Source organism: Mycobacteroides salmoniphilum, from assembly GCF_004924335.1.
GTDB lineage: Bacteria > Actinomycetota > Actinomycetes > Mycobacteriales > Mycobacteriaceae > Mycobacterium > Mycobacterium salmoniphilum.
In genome coordinates this window covers 1,386,827-1,404,704 of record NZ_CP024633.1, presented here as the reverse complement: position 1 = coordinate 1,404,704, position 17,878 = coordinate 1,386,827, and the positions used below count along the sequence as shown (strand labels likewise).

Annotated in this window: 15 protein-coding genes and 2 tRNA genes; 10 read left to right on the top strand and 7 right to left on the bottom strand. The window is 64.1% G+C overall.

Annotation, left to right across the window (positions count from 1 at the left end; all coding sequences use genetic code 11):
• Positions 1–88 precede the first annotated feature (88 nt).
• Positions 89–1,039 carry an AurF N-oxygenase family protein gene (locus DSM43276_RS06990; RefSeq protein ID WP_078328879.1) on the top strand — a complete coding sequence of 317 codons (951 nt, stop codon included), beginning with the start codon at positions 89–91 and terminating at the stop codon, positions 1,037–1,039.
• A 35-nt stretch (positions 1,040–1,074) separates the two neighbouring features.
• Here DSM43276_RS06990 and DSM43276_RS06985 read toward each other — a convergent pair whose 3' ends face one another.
• A complete protein-coding gene (locus DSM43276_RS06985) occupies positions 1,075–2,601 on the bottom strand; it encodes a helicase HerA-like domain-containing protein (RefSeq protein ID WP_078328956.1) in 1,527 nt (508 codons plus the stop codon).
• Positions 2,602–2,728: 127 nt separating this feature from the next.
• Between DSM43276_RS06985 and orn the strand changes: the two genes are divergently transcribed.
• The 3 genes from orn (at position 2,729) to DSM43276_RS06970 (ending at position 4,919) form a co-directional block, all read left to right on the top strand.
• Complete coding sequence (gene orn / locus DSM43276_RS06980; protein ID WP_109555996.1) at positions 2,729–3,355, top strand: oligoribonuclease; 627 nt, start codon at positions 2,729–2,731, stop codon at positions 3,353–3,355.
• A 47-nt stretch (positions 3,356–3,402) separates the two neighbouring features.
• Positions 3,403–3,478, top strand: a tRNA-His gene (locus DSM43276_RS06975).
• Between the two features lie 553 nt (positions 3,479–4,031).
• A complete protein-coding gene (locus tag DSM43276_RS06970) occupies positions 4,032–4,919 on the top strand; it encodes a DivIVA domain-containing protein (protein WP_078328877.1) in 888 nt (295 codons plus the stop codon).
• Between the two features lie 361 nt (positions 4,920–5,280).
• Here DSM43276_RS06970 and DSM43276_RS06965 read toward each other — a convergent pair whose 3' ends face one another.
• Complete coding sequence (locus DSM43276_RS06965) at positions 5,281–6,498, bottom strand: L,D-transpeptidase (RefSeq protein ID WP_078328876.1); 1,218 nt, start codon at positions 6,496–6,498, stop codon at positions 5,281–5,283.
• A gap of 158 nt (positions 6,499–6,656) precedes the next feature.
• Here DSM43276_RS06965 and DSM43276_RS06960 point away from each other — a divergent pair.
• Positions 6,657–6,732 (top strand) — tRNA-Lys (locus tag DSM43276_RS06960).
• Positions 6,733–6,854: 122 nt separating this feature from the next.
• Positions 6,855–7,670, top strand: coding sequence for an aldo/keto reductase (locus DSM43276_RS06955; protein ID WP_078328875.1), 816 nt, complete (start codon positions 6,855–6,857; stop codon positions 7,668–7,670).
• 6 nt (positions 7,671–7,676) lie between these two features.
• Here the strand turns inward: DSM43276_RS06955 and DSM43276_RS06950 are convergent, their stop codons facing one another.
• Positions 7,677–9,125 carry a flavin-containing monooxygenase gene (locus DSM43276_RS06950; RefSeq protein ID WP_078328874.1) on the bottom strand — a complete coding sequence of 483 codons (1,449 nt, stop codon included), beginning with the start codon at positions 9,123–9,125 and terminating at the stop codon, positions 7,677–7,679.
• Entirely contained in the window at positions 9,122–9,979 is an 858-nt protein-coding gene (locus DSM43276_RS06945) for an SDR family oxidoreductase (protein ID WP_078328873.1), read from the bottom strand. The genes DSM43276_RS06950 and DSM43276_RS06945 overlap by 4 nt, the downstream gene beginning before the upstream one ends.
• Positions 9,980–10,062: 83 nt before the next feature.
• Here DSM43276_RS06945 and DSM43276_RS06940 point away from each other — a divergent pair, with 83 nt between their 5' ends.
• The 3 genes from DSM43276_RS06940 to DSM43276_RS06930 are packed head-to-tail and all read left to right on the top strand — an operon-like array spanning position 10,063 to position 12,515.
• On the top strand, positions 10,063–10,689 hold the full coding sequence (locus tag DSM43276_RS06940; protein WP_078328872.1) for a TetR/AcrR family transcriptional regulator: 627 nt from the start codon (positions 10,063–10,065) through the stop codon (positions 10,687–10,689).
• Between the two features lie 60 nt (positions 10,690–10,749).
• Positions 10,750–12,039, top strand: a complete 1,290-nt coding sequence (locus DSM43276_RS06935; protein ID WP_078328871.1) for a magnesium transporter MgtE N-terminal domain-containing protein — start codon at positions 10,750–10,752, stop codon at positions 12,037–12,039.
• On the top strand, positions 12,036–12,515 hold the full coding sequence (locus DSM43276_RS06930) for a DUF1003 domain-containing protein (protein ID WP_078325373.1): 480 nt from the start codon (positions 12,036–12,038) through the stop codon (positions 12,513–12,515). The genes DSM43276_RS06935 and DSM43276_RS06930 overlap by 4 nt, the downstream gene beginning before the upstream one ends.
• Before the next feature lie 12 nt (positions 12,516–12,527).
• On the opposite strand, the gene DSM43276_RS06925 is transcribed toward DSM43276_RS06930, so the two are convergent.
• Both DSM43276_RS06925 and DSM43276_RS06920 read right to left on the bottom strand, forming a co-directional pair.
• Positions 12,528–13,184 (bottom strand): response regulator, encoded by a 657-nt coding sequence (locus DSM43276_RS06925; RefSeq protein ID WP_078328870.1) that lies wholly within the window; start codon positions 13,182–13,184, stop codon positions 12,528–12,530.
• Positions 13,177–14,388, bottom strand: a complete 1,212-nt coding sequence (locus DSM43276_RS06920) for a sensor histidine kinase (RefSeq protein WP_078328869.1) — start codon at positions 14,386–14,388, stop codon at positions 13,177–13,179. Before DSM43276_RS06920 ends, DSM43276_RS06925 begins: the two co-directional genes overlap by 8 nt.
• Positions 14,389–14,522: 134 nt before the next feature.
• Here DSM43276_RS06920 and DSM43276_RS06915 point away from each other — a divergent pair, with 134 nt between their 5' ends.
• Positions 14,523–17,435: an MMPL/RND family transporter gene (locus DSM43276_RS06915; RefSeq protein ID WP_078328868.1), complete on the top strand. Its 2,913-nt coding sequence runs from the start codon at positions 14,523–14,525 to the stop codon at positions 17,433–17,435.
• On the opposite strand, the gene DSM43276_RS06910 is transcribed toward DSM43276_RS06915, so the two are convergent.
• Entirely contained in the window at positions 17,432–17,815 is a 384-nt protein-coding gene (locus tag DSM43276_RS06910; protein ID WP_078328867.1) for a hypothetical protein, read from the bottom strand. The genes DSM43276_RS06915 and DSM43276_RS06910 overlap by 4 nt on opposite strands.
• Positions 17,816–17,878: the final 63 nt, after the last annotated feature.

Below are 17,878 nucleotides of genomic sequence, written 5' to 3'. Positions count from 1 at the left end.
CTGACATGCCATTGACGCTACTCTAAGTACCCGGTACTTTTCAGTACCATCTAAAGAAGTTGGCGGACCGAGCAGCGGGAGACACGTCATGTCACAAACGCCCATCGTCGAAGACGACTCACCCATCGAGCGGACGGCAGTACGGCTCCTGCGTTCATCGGTCGAGCGCTCCTACAACCCGGAGGTGGACGTCGATTGGGATGCACCCGACGTTCCGGGACTGCGCTATGTGCCCGACAAATACATCTCGCTGTACGGCACAAAGATCTTCGACCGGATGACCGAGGAGGAGAAGATTCGGCTCGGACGCCTGGAGGCGTCGGCCCTGGCCAGCTGGGGCATTCTCGCCGAGAGCGCCCTGATGCACCCCATGCTCAAGCTGGCCTCGGTCAGCGACCCCCGCAGCGCCACAGCGCAATACGCGCTGACCGAGGTCGCCGACGAGTGTCGCCACTCGGTGATGTTCGGCCGCCAGATCAACACACTGAGTGATCGCAGCTATGACCCGCCGATGATTGCCCGGGCCTTGGTGGGCATCACCGCCCTCGCCCCGCTGTCGGCGACGATCTTCTCGATGATGCTCATGGTCGAGGAAATATTGGATCGGCTACAGCGTCAGACCATGAACGACGAGACGCTCCAGCCCCGCACCCGGGCGATCGCCAAAATCCACGTCGTGGAGGAGGCCCGGCACATCAGCTACGCGCGCGTGGCGCTGAACCGGGCCGTCGCACGCACCGGCCGTGCCCGTATGGCCGTGGAGCGCTTGATCGTTGCCGCCGGCGCGGCGGTGGTGCCACTGGTCATGGTGCAACCGGCCGTGTACCGCGATGCCGGACTTCCGCCTTTGCGAACGGCATGGACGGCCCTACGCAATCCGCACTATCACGCGAATCTGCGGTTCTTCGGCGAGCGTCTGGTCCGCGTCATGGACGAGGCCAACATGCTCGAAGGCCGACTGGTGGAGCACCTCTGGCGGCGATCCCGCATGCTGCCCAAAGATTTTGTCCCACAATCGAAACGGGCGGCAGACGCCTAGGTCTCAGCGGCGACTACGCACGATCTGTCCCGACCTTACTTCTTACCCATATTGCGGATGAGCTGCTTGCCCAGCGCGCTGAGGAAGCTCTGAAAGCTCCTGTTGCTGAGCAGACGCCGCCACCAGCTGGGCTTCTCAGGTACCGGTTTGGCGCCCTTCTTCGCGGGAGCCTCCCCGACGGGGGCGTCCTGCTCTGCCTGGGCCGCCTTCTCGGCGAGAACCTCGAAGGCCGATCGCGAATCGACCGTCTGGCCGTATTTGGATTGGAGGGGGCTGGACTCGGCGGCGGCCTTGATGGCGTCGTCACCGATGGCGGCCATCAGCGAACGCGGCGCACGCATCCGGGTCCACGCCACCGGCGTCGGCGCGCCCCTCTCAGAGAGCACCGTAACGATCGCCTCGCCGATGCCCAGCGAGGTCAGCGCCGTGCCCATGTCGTACACATCGGTCTTGGGATAGGTCTTGACGGTCTTGGTAAGGGCCTGCTGGTCCTCGGGGGTGAACGCGCGCAACGCGTGCTGAACGCGCGCACCCAGCTGCGAGAGCACGTTGTTGGGCACGTCGGTGGGCAGCTGGGTGCAGAAGAACACGCCAACACCCTTGGAACGGATGAGCTTGACCGTCTGCTCCACCTGCTCCAGGAACGCCTTCGACGCGTCGGCGAACAGCAGGTGCGCCTCGTCGAAGATGAACACGAGCTTCGGCTTGTCAACGTCGCCGACCTCAGGCAGCTTCGTGAACAGGTTAGACAGAATCCACATCAGAAAAGTGGAGAACAGAACCGGCCGCGCAGCCTGCGCCCCTAGCTCGACAAGCGTGATAACGCCCTTGTCTCCGGACGTACGCATCAGATCGTTCGGATCGATTTCGGGTTCGCCGAAGAATGTGTCGCCACCGTCGGCCTCCAGATTGATCAGCGCTCGCAGGATCACGCCCGCCGTCGCCGCCGACACGCCACCGAGGTTCTTCAGATCCGCCTTGCCCTCATCGCTGGTCAGGTACGTGATGACCGCGCGCAGATCCTTCAGATCCTGCAGTGGTAGCTGCTGTTGATCCGCCCAGTGGAAGATCAGCCCCAGCGTTGATTCCTGGGTGGCGTTGAGCCCCAGCACCTTTGACAACAAAATCGGCCCGAAGCTGCGGATGGTGGCACGGACGGGCACACCGATCCCAGTGGTACCGAGGGAGACGAACTCCGTCGGAAAGCCCGAGGCCGCCCAGTCGTCACCGGTGTCCTTGGCGCGAGCCGCCGTCTTATCGCTGGCCTCGCCGGGCTTGGAGATGCCGGACAGGTCGCCCTTGACGTCGGCCATGACCACAGGCACTCCGGCGGCGCTGAGCTGCTCGGCGATCACCTGAAGGGTCTTGGTCTTGCCTGTACCGGTCGCGCCGGCGATGAGGCCGTGCCGGTTGAGGGTCGCCAACGGAATGCGGATACGCGCCGCCGGGTCGACGGTGCCGTCCACCACGACCGACCCCAGTTCAAGTGCCTGACCTGTGGTGGCGTATCCGGCGGCGATCTGCTGTGCGGGCGTGGCTCCCGCGGTGGTCTGCTCGGCCATGGCCACGACCCTAACGCCCCAAAGCGACTCCGTCATCGCTCGGTGTGGCGTCGACACAGGATTGCTCGCGAAATTCCGTGCTGACGTCACACTCGCGGATCACACGTACCGCTACTGTGGTCAGACTGTGAGCGCTCCACGCGAAGAACTGGTCTGGATCGACTGCGAGATGACGGGGCTCGACCTCGGCTCGGACAAGCTGATCGAGATCGCCGCCCTTGTCACCGACGGCGATCTCAACATCCTCGGCGAGGGCATCGACCTCGTCATTCACGCCGATGACGCGGCCCTGGCCGCGATGCCTCCGGTGGTCAAGGACATGCATGCCAAGTCCGGGCTCACCAATGAGGTCCGCAAGTCGACGGTCACCCTGGAAGAGGCCGAGGCGCTGGTGCTCGACTACATCCGCCAGCATGTGCCCGCCGCCAAGGTCGCTCCCCTGGCCGGGAACTCCATTGCCACCGACCGCGGATTCATCGCACGGGATATGCCGCAGCTCGATGACTTCCTGCATTACCGGATGATCGACGTCAGCTCCATCAAGGAGCTCTGCCGCCGCTGGTACCCGCGGATCTACTTCGGCCAGCCCGACAAGGGATTGGCCCACCGGGCCCTCGCCGACATCAAGGAGTCGATCCGCGAGCTGCGCTACTACCGGCGCGCGGCATTCGTTCCCGACCCCGGGCCCTCTACCAGTGACCTTGTCGCGATCGTGGCGAACTTGGATAACGCTCCGGATACCGATTCGGCCTAAGGCGCCCTCACCGGTTAAGATCTTTCACGCCGCTTCGCGCGGCAATGGTGGCTGTAGTTCAGTTGGTAGAGCACCAGGTTGTGATCCTGGCTGTCGCGGGTTCGAGTCCCGTCAGCCACCCCATATCGGAATCGCCGTCTACGCAAGTAGGCGGCGATTCCGTTTCTCACGTTCGAACGTCTGAGACGCTGACCGTCGGCACCGCCGTGCCGTTCTTCCTGGTCCGCGACACGGTCGCGGCACGAACCGTCGCGCCGAGCTAGATACCCCATACCGCGATCAGGTAGGCGGCACTATCGCTACCTGGGATCGAGCGATCAAGATCGGTTTCAGGAAACGCCCTCTGTAGGCAATACGTTTCACGACGCGATCTATGGCAAACCAACAGGCCCGAAAAGCACATACCGGCAGTGACTGTCGTCAAAATTAGATAGCAAATCACTTTCACGAAGCGACGCGCCGGCGGGGAATCCACGGCGCGCATGCTGGCATCGATCACACCTGAACGTACTGATCAATATTGGCCCCATGACCAGGCATGTCGACCACGGTAAATCTGGTTACGTCACGATCCAGTCTTTACCAACATTGGTATACGGGAACTGGTAACGCGTGTCATACTCTTCGCGGGCTAACGCCCTCCCATTACTTCCATGGCCTGCTTCAAGGGGTACTAGTGACCGTGACAACCGCTAACGAGTCCACTCGGAATTTCACTCGCACTCGCAACGGGTACGACCCGATCGAAGTCAACGAGTACATCAGCCGGCTGACGATCATGCATCAGTCCGGACTGAACGACGTGGAGACTCTCAAGACTCGTCTCGAGGAAACCACCAAGCAGGTCTCCTCCCTCAAGGACGAGGTATCCAACCTCAACGACACCTCACCGTCGGCGCACGCGATGACCGACCGGATGGCCAAGATGCTCCGCATCGCCGTCGATGAGGTCTCCGAGATGCAGAGCGAGGCACGCACCGAGTCGGCCGCGCTGGTCGCCGCCGCCAAGTCCGATGCCGAAGCCATGCGCACTAAGCACAAGGAAATGCTCGCCGACATGGCGGCGCGACAGAGCGCGCTGGAGACCGAGTACACCGAGGTCATGGCGCGTGCGCGCGAGGAAGCCAATCAGATTGTCGCCCAGGCGGTCAGCGAGTCCGAGCGACTCCGCTCGGCGGAGGCAAAGCGGCGCGAAAAGGCCGAGACGGAGCTGGACGAAGAGCTGACCAAGCTGCGTACCGACACCCAATCGACCGTCGATGAGCAACGACGCAGCACGCAGGCCGAGTGCGAGAAGCGCCTTACCGATGCCAAGGACGAGGCAGAACGCCGCCTGCGCCTGGCCGACGAGCAGATCGAGCGCCGCCTGGACCAGGCCCGCCGCTCGGTGGAAGAGGTTGGCCAGCAGCGCATCTCAATCCTGGAGCAGCTCATGAGCGTGCACGGCAAGCTCGAGAGCATCCCGTCGATCCTGGAGTCCGCCTACCGCGACCGCGACAACTCCAAGTCGATCATCATGGTGCCGTCCAAGCGAGTGCTCGATCAGAAGGTCATCGAAGGCTAAACGGCCGACCGAAAGCCCCGTACGCCCGAAGCGGGGCGCACGTTGCATACAAGTCGTGAGTCCGAGTGCGACCCTGTGATATGCCGTCACCGCATGCAATCCCGCCGAAGACGGTGCTGGCCGCATTCGGCACGTCCGGCGAACCCGTCGCGCTGCCCGGCGGCCAGGGCGGGACGTGGCGGATCGGGGATCTAGTCGATCCGCGCGTTGATCTATCGGATCGCCACCGACGAGGCGGCACTCGGTCTTCCCGGGTGGACCGCGGAGCGTGTCGCCGCTTACCGGCCCGTGGTTGACCTCGCAGTAGCCCGTAGCGAGCTTGAGCGGTGAGCGTGCGGTGGACCACTCAGATGCGATACCGCTAGTTCCGGGTGTTTCCGGCCTTCCATTGCGACCACGGGATGTTCCAGTCACCCAGGCCCTCGGTACCGGATAGCACCGGGCCGACGGTGTTGGAGACGATCACGATGTCACCACGTTTGGTGTTCTCGTAGAACCATTTTGCGTTCGCGGTGCTGACATTCAGGCAGCCGTGGCTGGTGTTGGTGCGCCCCTGCGCACCGACGGACCACGGTGCGGCGTGCACGTAGATCCCGCTATAGGACATCTGGGTGGCGTACTGCACCTTGGTGCGGTATCCGTCGGGCGAATTGACCGCGACGCCGTAGGTCGAGGAATCCATGATCAGATCCTTGAACCGCTCGCCGATGATGTAGGTGCCGTTGTTGGTGGGCGCCTTGTCCTTACCCATCGACGTCGGCATCGTCTTGATGATCTCGCCGTTCCGCTCGACGTTGACGACCTTGTTGTTGTCATCCACGCGGCTGATGATCGCGTCGCCGATGGCGAAACGGGACGTCACGTTGTCCTGCCCGAAGACGCCGTTGCCCAGGTCCACCCCGTAGGTGTTGACCTTCACGTCGACCGATGTTCCGGGCTCCCAGAACGCCTCTGGGCGCCAACGCACTTCGCGGTTGTTCAACCAATAGAACGCACCCTCGACGGGTGGGTTCGTGGTGATCTTGATGGCCTTCTCTGCCGCGGCCCGATTCGGAATGCTCTCGTCGAACCTGATGGCGACCGTCTGCCCGATGCCGACTACCTCACCGTCCCCCGGCATGACATACGGCATCGTCATGTTGTCCGGCGAATGAGTGCGGAACGTCGCATTGGCACGGGCCTGCCCGCCAAGGCCCCGGGCATCGGCACTCAGGGTGTACTGCTTGTCATAGCCGAGCGGCTCGGTGGTGGACCAGCTCACACCATCGGGACCGACCTCGCCGGCGATCTCTTTGCCATCGGAGTTGACCATGGTGACGGTTCCGAGCACGCCCTCGCCCGCAGTCACCGTCACGGGCGCATCGACCGGGACGCCGACGGCGCCATCCTTCACCGACATCGCCAACTTGGGTACCAACAGATCGGCGTAAGGCGTTGCCTTGTCAATGACTTTCGGCGGTTCCTGGGACGCGGTACTCGAGCACCCGGCCAGCACAGCCATCGCCACGATCGGGAGAACGAGCACGGACGCCCACCGCCGACGCGCGCCAACCAACAGGCGTGGACGACCCTGGGTCATGCTTTGCTCCCTTTGAATCTCGTGCATGCGATTTCAGCCATGATTGTACGGGCTCGTGAAGGTCGACGACCACCTCAATCAACGCGACCGGGCTATCGCCGGGACGACAATTTTCGTTACGGGCACCGGGGCTGCTAAGGTCTTCCACGCACGTTCACGCGCCGTTAGCTCAGTTGGTAGAGCAGCTGACTCTTAATCAGCGGGTCCGGGGTTCGAGCCCCTGACGGCGCACCACCAGCAACGCCTCGTTCCCAGGTTTGGGAGCGGGGCGTTTCTGTTATCTCGAGGTCCCCCGGGAATACCCGGCGCCGGCCCGTGTTGGGTTGACCGTGACGGTTCCCCAGGTAGTCCCCAATGTGACGCTCAATTCCGGTACCACGATTCCCCAGCTCGGCTATGGGGTATGGCAGGTGCCCGACGATGAGGCGCGCTCGGCCGTGTCGACAGCGCTGCAGGTCGGATATCGCAGCATCGACACCGCGAAGGTGTACGAGAACGAGGAGGGCACCGGCGCCGCCATCGCAGAGTCCGGGATTCCTCGTGGCGATATCTTCCTGACCACGAAGCTGTGGAATGCCGATCAGGGCTACGACAGCGCGCTGCGCGCCTTTGACGCCTCTCTGGCACGCCTGGGCACCGATTACGTGGACCTGTACCTCATCCACTGGCCGGTGCCCGAGCTCGACGAATACGTGGCGAGCTTCAAGGCTCTGCAGCGCATTCAGGCCGACGGCCGCGCCAGGGCCATCGGGGTCAGCAATTTCACCATCGACAATCTCCAACGGCTGATCGACGAGACCGGAGAAGTACCTGCTCTCAACCAGATCGAGCTGCATCCCCGGTTCACCCAGCCCGAGCTGCGCGCCTTCCACGCCGAGTACGGCATTGCCACCGAGGCGTGGTCACCGCTCGGTCAGGGCACCGTCCTGGATGACCCGACGATCGGCGCCATCGCCGAGACCCATGGGGTGAGCGCCGCTCAGGTGATCCTGCGGTGGCATCTTCAGCTGGGCAACGTCGTCATCCCCAAATCGGTGACGCCGGCGCGCATCGCGGCCAACGTCGATGTGTTCGGATTCGAGCTCAGCACCGACGAGGTGGAGCGGATCACCGGGCTCGACGCCGCCGATGGTCGCATCGGCCCGGACCCCGCGACGTTCAACCTGCGCTAACGCGCATCACTGCACGATGTAGTGGCTCTCCTCGGGCGATGCGAGCATGCGCTCCATCGTCTTTCGATCAAAGGGCCACAGGTCCACCGATCCGTCTTCGGTGAGATACCAGGAGTTGCAGCCGGTGGCCCACACCGTGGGCTTCATCGCCTCGCGCGCTTGGTCGTTGAACTCATCGGTGGCCTCACGGCTCACTTCCACCGTGGTGATCTCGCCACGGGCGAAGCGATGCAGCCAGCTGATGATGTACTCGGCGGTGCGCTCTGCCGTGTGCTGAAGCCAGATCGACCCGGTCGGCGAGTTGGGGCCCAGCACGGTGAAGAAGTTCGGGAAGCCGGGGATGGCGGTCATCCGGTAAGCCTTGGGACCCTTCTCCCAGGCCTCGTCAATCGAATATCCGTCTTTGCCAACCAGATTCATGGGCCGCATGTAGTTGTGCGCCTGAAATCCGGTGGCCAGCACAATCACGTCGAAATCGCGCTCGACGCCGTCCATCGTCACGATCCCGGTGGGCGTGATTCTGTCGATGCGGTCGGTGACGATCTCGACATTCGGCTTCTGGACGGCACGGTGGAACGACCCCGACAAGACCTGCCGCTTACACAGAGGCTCATAGTCCGGGGTGAGCTTCTGCCGCAGCTCCTTGTCGCGAATCAGGTGCAGGCACGCCCGCGCATACTGCTGCACCAACCGCCGGCCCCAGCCGGGCCGGGTCACGATGTTCACCAGCGCATCGGTGCCCGTCAACGCGCTGAATCGCACGATGCGTTCGGTGGGCAGGGCCTCCAACACCTTGGCGACGAACTTTGGCTGGCGCATCGCCATCGGCGCCCACAGCACCCATTGCGGGGTCCGGATGAATGACGTCACCTGATCGACAACGGGCTGCATTGCCGAAACCACCTGCACACCAGTAGAACCCGTGCCAATCACGGCGACGCGCTTTCCTTCCAGCACCACTGAATCATCCCAGCGCGCGGTGTGCACCACCTTGCCCTGGAAGCTGTCGAGGCCGGGAATGTCGGGAATGTTCGGGTGGTGCAACACGCCGGTGGCGGCGATCAGGAAATCGCACTCCAGGGTCTCCCCCGCCGCGGTGGTCACCCGCCAGCCCGCCCCGGTGAACGCCGCCGCCGTGACTTCCTGCCCGCACCGAATATGCGACATCACACCGAGATCCTCGGCGACCTGGCGGTGATATGCCTGGATCTCTCCACCCGTAGCGAAGAGTCGCGGCCAGTCCATCCGTGGCGCGAACGGGTATTGGTAGGCCTGCGAGGGCACGTCGCAGGTCAGTCCCGGATAGCGGTTCCAGTACCAGACACCGCCGACGTCATCACCCTTCTCCAGGATGGTGAAATCGTCGAAGCCAGCTTCTTTAAGCTTGTGTCCCACCGCGATTCCGGCCATGCCGGCGCCGACGACGACGACCTTGGGCTGGCGCCGGTCGCTCACTTCTGGTGCTCCTGGCTCTGACGCTCGATGCGTTCGATGTAGGCACCACGCGCGTTCAGATCCAGCGACGTCAATGCCCGGCGATCATCGATGAGTCGGCGGCCAAGTCGCTCAACCGGTTCCGGCACAAACAGCTCCACCAGTCCCCACACGAACGCGAGCCAGCCCGGCACGGAGATCTGCGCGCGACGGGTGTCGATGCTGCGCACGATCGCGGCGGCCACGTCCTCCGGGTCGACGGTCGGCATGCCCTTGCCCAGCGGCGCGCCCGAGGCCAGCTCGGTCCGGACCGCGCTCGGCAGTACGGAGCTGATGCTGACGCCGCTGTCGCCGTACTCCTTGCGTAGCGCCACGGAAAGTCCCACCGCACCGAACTTGGACGCGTTGTAGGTGACCATGCCGGGGACGGCGAGCTTGCCGGCCATTGAGGCCACGTTGACGATGTGCCCGCGTCCGCGCGCCACCATCTCCGGCAACGCGGCGCGCGCGCCGTTGAGCGGGCCGCGCACGTTCACATCGAGAATCAGATCGGTGGTGCGCTCGTTCTCCTCGACGAATCCGCCCAGCGGCATGACGCCCGCGTTGTTGATCAGGATGTCGACAGGACCGGACTCCGCGCGCACTCGATCAAGAAAAGAGGTCCAAGACTCGGGCTTGGTGACATCGAGAGCGCCGGCCTGCGCGCGCGGGATCGTGTTCGCGGTCTCTTTGGCAACCACATCGTCGACGTCACCGATCCAGACATCGGCGCCCTTCTCGGCGAAAAGGCGCGCGGTGGCGGCGCCGATTCCCCTGGCTCCGCCGGTGATGACGACCACCGCGCCGGGCAGCTCGATCTTCGGATAACGACTCACATCAACCTCCAACGGAATGGCTTGTCAGTTTCGGAATGATATGTCATTCCTGATAGGTGTCAAGGTCGGTAGGATCGCCACTTATGACGTCCAGCCCGTCCACACTCAGCCGCGCCGAGCGCAAGAAGCTCGAGATGCGGCAGGAGATTCTGGACGCCGCCTTTGCGTGCTTCGCCGAGCAGGGCTACCACGCGACGGGCGTCGCGGATATCGCCGGGCGGATCGGGATAGGCCATGGGACCTTCTACCGGTATTTCAAGAGCAAGCGGGACATTATCGAGCATGTCATCGACGACGTCACCGGGCAGATCTTTCACGCGATCGGCGCGGAGAACGCGGCAGGGCTCGCCGACGATATCGAGCAGTACCGCCAACAGTCGGTGCGCATCGGCGCCGCCCTCGCCGACCTGTTCCGGGATAACCCCCAGTTGCCGCTGCTTCTGCTGGAAGCGGGCTCGGTCGACAATGAGCTCCGCGAGCGCGTCTTCGGAATGCTCGCCACAAGTGACCAACTGACCGAGGCCTACCTGCGCCACGGAGTCGAAAAAGGCTATCTCCGTGCCGATCTCGACACAGAGTACACAGCCCGAGCGGTGACCGGAATGATCCTGGCCACCGGCTTGCACGCCTCGCGGGGCGGCGAGGTGCAGGACAGCGAGCGATTCTCGGCCGCCGTCATCGCCCTCATGTACGGCGGAATCGGCTCCTAACCACCCAACTCGCGACACCGGCGGAGGGCACCGACAGGCCGACCCCCTAACCTTGCTGTCATGGCCGCAGTGAGCAAGGTGTTCGCAGCCAGGCTCTCAGGCCTGGTGGTACTCGGCCCGGACGGCGAGTCAATCGGACGGGTGCGCGATGTCGTGATCGCCATTGGCGTTACCCGAAAACAGCCGCGGGTCATCGGTCTTGTCGTCGAAATGCTCACGCGCCGAAGGATCTTCGTACCCATGCTGCGGGTCACCGCCATCGAGCCCGGATCGGTGACGCTGAACACCGGAAACGTCTCTCTACGCCGATTTGAACAGCGTCCCAGTGAGGCGCTGGTGCTCGGACAGGTCCTGGACACCACCGTGCGCACCGACGACCCCGAGCTCGACCAGTTCCATGATGTCGATCTAGTCGTGGTGGACCTGGGCATCGAACAGACGCGCACCCGCGACTGGGTGGTCACCCGCGTGGCGGTGCGAAGCCCTCGGCGGCTCGGACGGCGCAGCGGTGTGCAGGTCACCGGATGGAATCACATTCACGGGTTGACGCCGTCGGCACTGAACCTGCCCGGACAGGGCGTCGCCCAGCTGATGCTCCAGTTCGAGGGCATGCGGCCGGTCGAGGTAGCCGACGCCATCCGCGAACTACCGCCCAAGCGACGCGACGAGGTACTGGCCGCGTTCGACGACGAACGGCTGGCCGACATCCTCCAGGAGCTTCCCGAGGATGATCAGGCCGAGGTACTCACCAAGCTGGAAGATGAACGGGCCGCGGACGTCCTAGAGGCCATGGACCCCGACGACGCCGCCGACCTGCTGGGAGAACTGTCCCCTGCGGAGGCCGAATCCCTTCTTGCACTGATGGATCCGGAGGATTCCGAACCCGTCCGACGGTTGCTCACCCACTCCCCCAACACCGCCGGCGGCATGATGACCCCGGAACCGGTGATCCTGAGCCCGAATACCACCGTCGCCGAAGCCCTTGCCCGCGTGCGTGATCCGGACCTGACACCGGCGCTGTCCTCACTGATATTCGTGGTCAGGCCACCCACGGCGACACCCACCGGCCGCTACCTCGGATGTGTGCACCTGCAGCGACTGCTGCGCGAACCCCCCTATGCGATAGTCGGCGGCATTCTCGATACCGACCTGCCCTATCTGGATGCCGAGGCGCCATTGGCCGAGGTAACCCGCTACTTCGCCGCGTACAACCTGGTGTGCGGTCCCGTGATCGACAGGGAGAACCACTTGCTCGGCGCCGTGACGGTCGACGACGTGCTGGATCACCTGATGCCCGACGGCTGGCGCGCCGACGAACCCGAAAGCGTGTCGGGGGGTGACCGTTCATGAGCGACGCATCTGCACGACAGCGGCTCGATACCCCGCGCACCTCCCGCGGTCTGTCTCTCGGTCTCGACGTCGAGGCGGTCGGCAGGGTCAGCGAGAACATCGCCCGGTTCCTGGGCACTGGACGCTACCTGGCCATGCAGACGGTGTTCGTCATCGTCTGGATCATCCTGAATCTCTCCGCGGTCACCCTGCAATGGGATCCGTATCCGTTCATTCTGCTCAACCTCGCCTTCTCCACCCAAGCTGCCTACGCCGCGCCGCTGATCCTGCTGGCCCAGAACCGCCAGGAGAACCGCGACCGGGTGTCGCTGGAAGAGGACCGGCGCCGGGCCGAACAAACCAAGGCCGACACCGAGTACCTTGCGCGGGAGCTGGCGGCGCTACGGCTCGCGGTGGGCGAGGTCACCACCCGCGATTACCTGCGGCGCGAGCTTGAAGAGCTCCACGACGCCATCGCGGCGCTTCGCGAGAAGTAATACCCGGTAAGCCTATTTAGGAGTCGCGATGCCCTGGTCGTAGGCGTACACAATGGCCGCGGCCCGGTCTCGTAGATCGAGTTTGACGAAGATGCGTCCGATGTGGCTCTTGACCGTCACCTCGGATATCACCAGCTGCTCGGCGATTTCGGAGTTGGTGGCGCCGGAAGCGATGAGCGCCAACACATCCATCTCCCGCACGGTGAGCTTGTCCTCAGCATGACCAGTGGTGGCAGCCGGTGCGCGCCGATAGGCGCTGAGCACCCGCGATGTCACCGCAGGATCCAGATATGCCTCACCGCGGGCCACGGCGTGCACGGCCCGGACCAGCTCCTCTGCGGGCGAGTCCTTCAGGATGAACCCCGCAGCGCCCGCACGCAGCGCCCCGGAGAGAAGTTCATCGTCATCAAATGTGGTGAGCGCCAACGCGGGCGGCCCATCGGCGGCATGAAGCAACCGGATGGCCTCGATTCCGCTCATCTGCTTCATGCGCAGGTCCATCACCACCACGTCGGGTCGCCCCCGCACCACCGCCGCCGCTACCTCGCTACCGTCGGCACACTCTCCCACAATCGAGAACCCGTCCTTACGACGCAGAATCCGGCGCAACCCCGTGCGCACCAGCTCTTGATCGTCGACCAGCAGCACGCCTACCTCGGTATCAGTCATGACGCCATAACACCTTTCGCCGCGCGCGGCACGGTGTCCCATTGGGTTCCAACGGGACGCTGGCCGAAACTGTCCAGCCATCCTCCGCCCACCCAGCACGGAACTCCCCGCCGATCATCTCAATGCGCTGCCGCATGCCTGCGAGCCCGCCTCCCGAACACACATCTGAAGGTAATCCTGCGGCCAGGTCGTTGCTCACGGTCAGACTCGCCGCCGACCCGTTGATATCAAGGAGTACCGCAGCCGACGACCTAGGCGAGTGCTTGGCGATGTTGGCCAAAGATTCCTGAGCCACTCGGTACAACGCCAAACCCACTCCAGCGCTAACGGACTCACCCGACCCATAGATGTGTGATTCCACAGCCATCCCCGCCGCCGTGAAATCGGCGACCAGATCAGGAATATCTGAGATGCCCGGTTCTGGAGAAAGCCGCATCGGCTCGGCTCCGCCGGAACCAGCGCTCAACAATCCCACCGTACCGCGGATATCCGACATCGCTTGACGTCCAAGACGTTCCGCGTCGAGTAGCCCCGCAACGGCATCATCCACATCGTGATCCTCCTGCAATGCCCGCCGCGCACCGGTCAAATGCAGCATGGTCACGGACAGAGAATGCGCTATCACATCATGGATTTCACGCGCGATGCGGCGCCGTTCATCGGAGGCGGCCTGTTCCTGCATGCGAACTTGCTGTGCACGCTCCTGGAGGAGCAGCCGCTGTTGCAGCTGCAAGATGTGTCCGATCAGCCAACCGACCACCACGAAGAACGCGTTGTACAAAGAGAACGTCCCGAGGTGATGCAGCTGCTCAGCCACCACGAGTAGCGCGACACAGGCGCCGCAGGCAAGTAGCCCCGCATGCACGGAGGCGAGCGCGCCCACCTCGCCGATCATGAACATCAGCAGGAATGGCGCGGCATCCACGACGTTCGCAGGCCAGGTCAGGAACAGGGCGACCCCGGCAATACTGAAGGCAGCGCTCCCGAAGGTACCGAGCTTGTATCCCGCGATAAAGATGAGGATCGGGGCCAGCGCTACCAAAGCCGCCAGCGCCAGCAGCCATGGTCGGGTGAAACCGCGTTGTACTACTGCGCACCCCACGACAAGCAATGTGCCGGTGTACATGACGACGGGGACAGTCCACGGAAATTCGTACGGCACCAAGGCGCGGCGTCGATATGCCCATTCCCGGAGCCGATCCATAGTGCCAGCGTAGAGGCGGTGACCCCGCCGCACATCATGCTAGGCGCGGATCCGCGTGTCCTACCACGGTAGGAGAAGAAGTGTCGCCCACAGCACGACGCCGCCGCCTCGCCGGCTCCGTAACTTCACTGAGCATGTGGGAAGCCATCGCAAGGTTCTGCAGCCGATACGCGATCCTGGTCATCGGGGTCTGGATACTCGCCGCGGCGGCGGGCAATCTGCTTGTGCCTCAGGTGGAAAGCACGGCACACAACCACGCCCGTGGCTTCCTCCCGCAGAGCGCCCCGGTGAACACCGCCGGCGCCGTCATGGGCAAGCAGTTCCAGGACGGCGACGGCGGAAACCTCAACTACCTGGTGTTGGAAAGCGACCACAAACTGGGGCCTGTCGAGCATCAGTATCACGATCGACTGCTGACAAAACTGCGCGCGGACACCGCCCATCTGGACTCGGCGATGGACTTGTGGGCCGACCCCATGACGGCCGAGGGCGCACTCAGCCCGGACGGCAAAGCCGCGTACACCATGCTGCGCGTGAGCGGCGAGCTCGGCGGAGCCCAGGCCAACGCTTCCCTGGACGCCGTCCGGCAGCTCGTTGCCAAGGAGCCCGCGCCCACCGGCATGCACGCATGGGTCACCGGACCCGGTGCCACCATCGCCGATGAGCTCACCTCCATCGATACACAGATGCTCATGATCACCGGGGTCACCGTGGTGCTCATCGCCGTGCTGCTGTTCGCCGTGTATCGATCTGCGATCACCGCCGCGATCCCCTTGATCACCGTGGGCATGGGCCTGGGCGTGGCGCGCTCCATCGTCGCCTTCCTGGGGGAACGCAATCTCATTGAGGTTTCCATCTTCTCGGTTGCTTTGCTCGCCGCCCTGGTGCTCGGCGCGGCAACCGATTACGGCATCTTCCTGCTCGGGCGCTATCACGAACAGCGACGCGCGGGGCTGGAGCACGAGCAGTCACTCGCCGTCGCCAACCGCAGCGTGGCGCCTGTCATCGCGGCGTCCGGGCTGACCATCGCCGCCGCCCTCTCCTGCCTCATGTTCGCCCAGGTCGGTATGCTGCGCAGCGCCGGATTACCCTGTGCCATAGGGATTCTCACCGGAATGGCGGCCTCGCTGACCCTGCTTCCCGCGCTCATCGGTTTGGCCGGCCGCCGTGGCCTGGCCCAGCCGCGTGCACTGCAGGGAGGGGCGAGCCGGCCGGGACGCCGCTGGCGCCGAGTAGGCACCATGGTCGCCCGCTGGCCGGGTCCGGTCCTGGTCGGCTCGACGCTGGTGCTCATCGTGTGCGCCGTTCCCGTCGCGGGCCTGCGCCTTGGTTTCGACGAGCTTGCCGCACAGCCACTTTCCACGCACGCGAACCGCGGCTATCAGGCGATGGATAGACATTTCCCGCCGAACCGGTTGCTGCCAGAGATCGTCTCGATCGAATCGGACCATGATCTGCGCAACCCGGCCGGAGTCATCGGTATCGAGCGAGTCACCAAGAAACTCATGGAGATTCCCGGAATTCGGATGGTCCAATCCGCCTCGCGCCCGGCGGGTGCCATCCCCGAACAGGCGGCACTGACCGAACAAGCCGGCATCATCGCCGATCAGCTGGACGATGGCACCACGCAAATGAGCCAACGTTTAGGGGCCGTCGACCAGCTTTCGGCAACGCTGAGCCAGTTCTCGAAGGCCATCGCGCAGCTGCAGAAGGGTCTGGCCGGCGGCGTGAGCGGACTGGGCGAGCTCAACAGCGGCGTCGGCGACATGCACTCGGGGATGAAAGCACTGCAAGACAACGTGTCTCAGGTATCGGAGTACATGGATCCGCTGCGTAACTTCACCACGGGCAACCCCAACTGTGCCAATGACGGCATCTGTTCTCTGGTGCTCAAGGCCGTCGAACCGATGGACTCCGTGGTGGCGGCCACCGCCTCGCTGACCTCCAGCACCGCCAAGTTCGGTACCGGCGCGCAGGGAATGCAAAAATCATTCTCCGGTGCCGTGGATTCGGTGAAGAACATGCGGGCGACGGTGGCACAGCTGAGCACGATCACCGATCAACTGACCAGGGCGGTCGGCGAGACGCGCACCATGTTCTCCGGACTCACCGAGTACCTGCGCGCGATGCGCGAAGATTTTCGCAGCAGCGGCGAGGGTGGTTTTTACCTGCCCCAGCGCGCGTGGCAGGATCCGCGCTTCCAGCGGGCCGCCGGCCTGTACTTCGCCCCCGACGGCCGCTCGACCCGCATGCTGGTGTTCGGTGACGGCAAGGTGTTCGGCGCCGACGGCGCACATCGATCTCCACAGATCACCCTCGCGGTGAGCGAGGCCACCAAGGAGGGCACCCTCGTCGGCAGCACGGTGAACATCGCCGGATTCGGCACCGGCACTGCCGAATTGCGCGGATACGTCAGTGAAGACTTCCTGTTGTTGACGGCCGTGGCCCTCGCGTTGGTGTTCCTCATCGTGTTAGTCATGCTGCGCAGCCCGGTGGCGGCGGCGGTGGTCATCGGCACCGTCGTTGTCTCGTACGCATCCGCATTGGGCATCACCACCTTGATTTGGCATGACATGTTAGGGCGCGATCTGCACTGGTCGGTCCCGTCGATCGCCCTCATCGCACTGGTCGCGGTGGGCGCTGACTACAACCTGTTGTTCACCATGCGCATGCGCGAAGAGATATTCCTGGATGGCGCCGGCCTGCGCACCGGCATGATCCGCGCCTTCGGCGGCACGGGCGGCGTCGTCACCACGGCCGGAATCGTCTTCGGTATCACCATGTTCGCCATGCTCTCCAGCGATGTGCTGAGCATCGAGCAGGTGGGCACCGCCATTGGCGTCGGGCTGATCATCGACACGCTCATCGTCAGAACGTTCGTCGTACCGGCGGTGGCGGGGCTGCTCGGCAAGTGGTTCTGGTGGTCGCCGGTGCCGCTGCTGCACGGACTGCTGTTCCGGTGGTCGAAGGCGCGCTCGCCCCGCACTGCCGGTGTGCTCTCGTACCTGGTGACGCGGCCGTCGCGGTTGGAGAGAACAGGAGCCTAGGCCTCCGGAGCGTCGCCCCTGTCGATAAGGCGTCGCGGAAACGCCAGAATCCCGGCAACCGACAACAGCCACGCCAAGAGGCGCACCACGCCGATTCCGATAGTGGGCACCAGCGTGTGATCGATAACCCTGGTTGACCACGCGTCGAGTACGAACGCGATCAGCAGGCCGAGCGCAGCCGCAACGGAGATTCGGTCGAACTTCTCGCGCACCGGCCAGTAGTGCAAGGCCGTCGCTGCGATGCCGACAAGAAGCACCACGGCAAGCCGCACACTGTCGATGCCAAAAAACACGGTGAACGCGAATCCGACGACGTAGAGCAGCATCGCCGTCGCTTTCACCGCAGTCGCGTCCACCCGTAGACCAGCGACACTAATCATCGGAGTACCGCTCGTGCACGGGAACCTGGCACTCGCTCAGAGTAACCAGGTGAAGGCGTACTT

Bases quoted from the DNA above. Each gene is read 5' to 3' on its own strand.
- DSM43276_RS06990 (WP_078328879.1), top strand. From the start codon at position 89: ATGTCACAAACGCCCATCGTCGAAGACGACTCACCCATCGAGCGGACG.
- DSM43276_RS06935 (WP_078328871.1), top strand. From the start codon at position 10,750: ATGGCCGCAGTGAGCAAGGTGTTCGCAGCCAGGCTCTCAGGCCTGGTG.
- DSM43276_RS06940 (WP_078328872.1), top strand. From the start codon at position 10,063: ATGACGTCCAGCCCGTCCACACTCAGCCGCGCCGAGCGCAAGAAGCTC.
- DSM43276_RS06925 (WP_078328870.1), bottom strand. From the start codon at position 13,184: ATGACTGATACCGAGGTAGGCGTGCTGCTGGTCGACGATCAAGAGCTG.
- DSM43276_RS06910 (WP_078328867.1), bottom strand. From the start codon at position 17,815: ATGATTAGTGTCGCTGGTCTACGGGTGGACGCGACTGCGGTGAAAGCG.
- DSM43276_RS06965 (WP_078328876.1), bottom strand. From the start codon at position 6,498: ATGACCCAGGGTCGTCCACGCCTGTTGGTTGGCGCGCGTCGGCGGTGG.
- DSM43276_RS06915 (WP_078328868.1), top strand. From the start codon at position 14,523: ATGTGGGAAGCCATCGCAAGGTTCTGCAGCCGATACGCGATCCTGGTC.
- DSM43276_RS06930 (WP_078325373.1), top strand. From the start codon at position 12,036: ATGAGCGACGCATCTGCACGACAGCGGCTCGATACCCCGCGCACCTCC.
- DSM43276_RS06920 (WP_078328869.1), bottom strand. From the start codon at position 14,388: ATGGATCGGCTCCGGGAATGGGCATATCGACGCCGCGCCTTGGTGCCG.
- DSM43276_RS06985 (WP_078328956.1), bottom strand. From the start codon at position 2,601: ATGGCCGAGCAGACCACCGCGGGAGCCACGCCCGCACAGCAGATCGCC.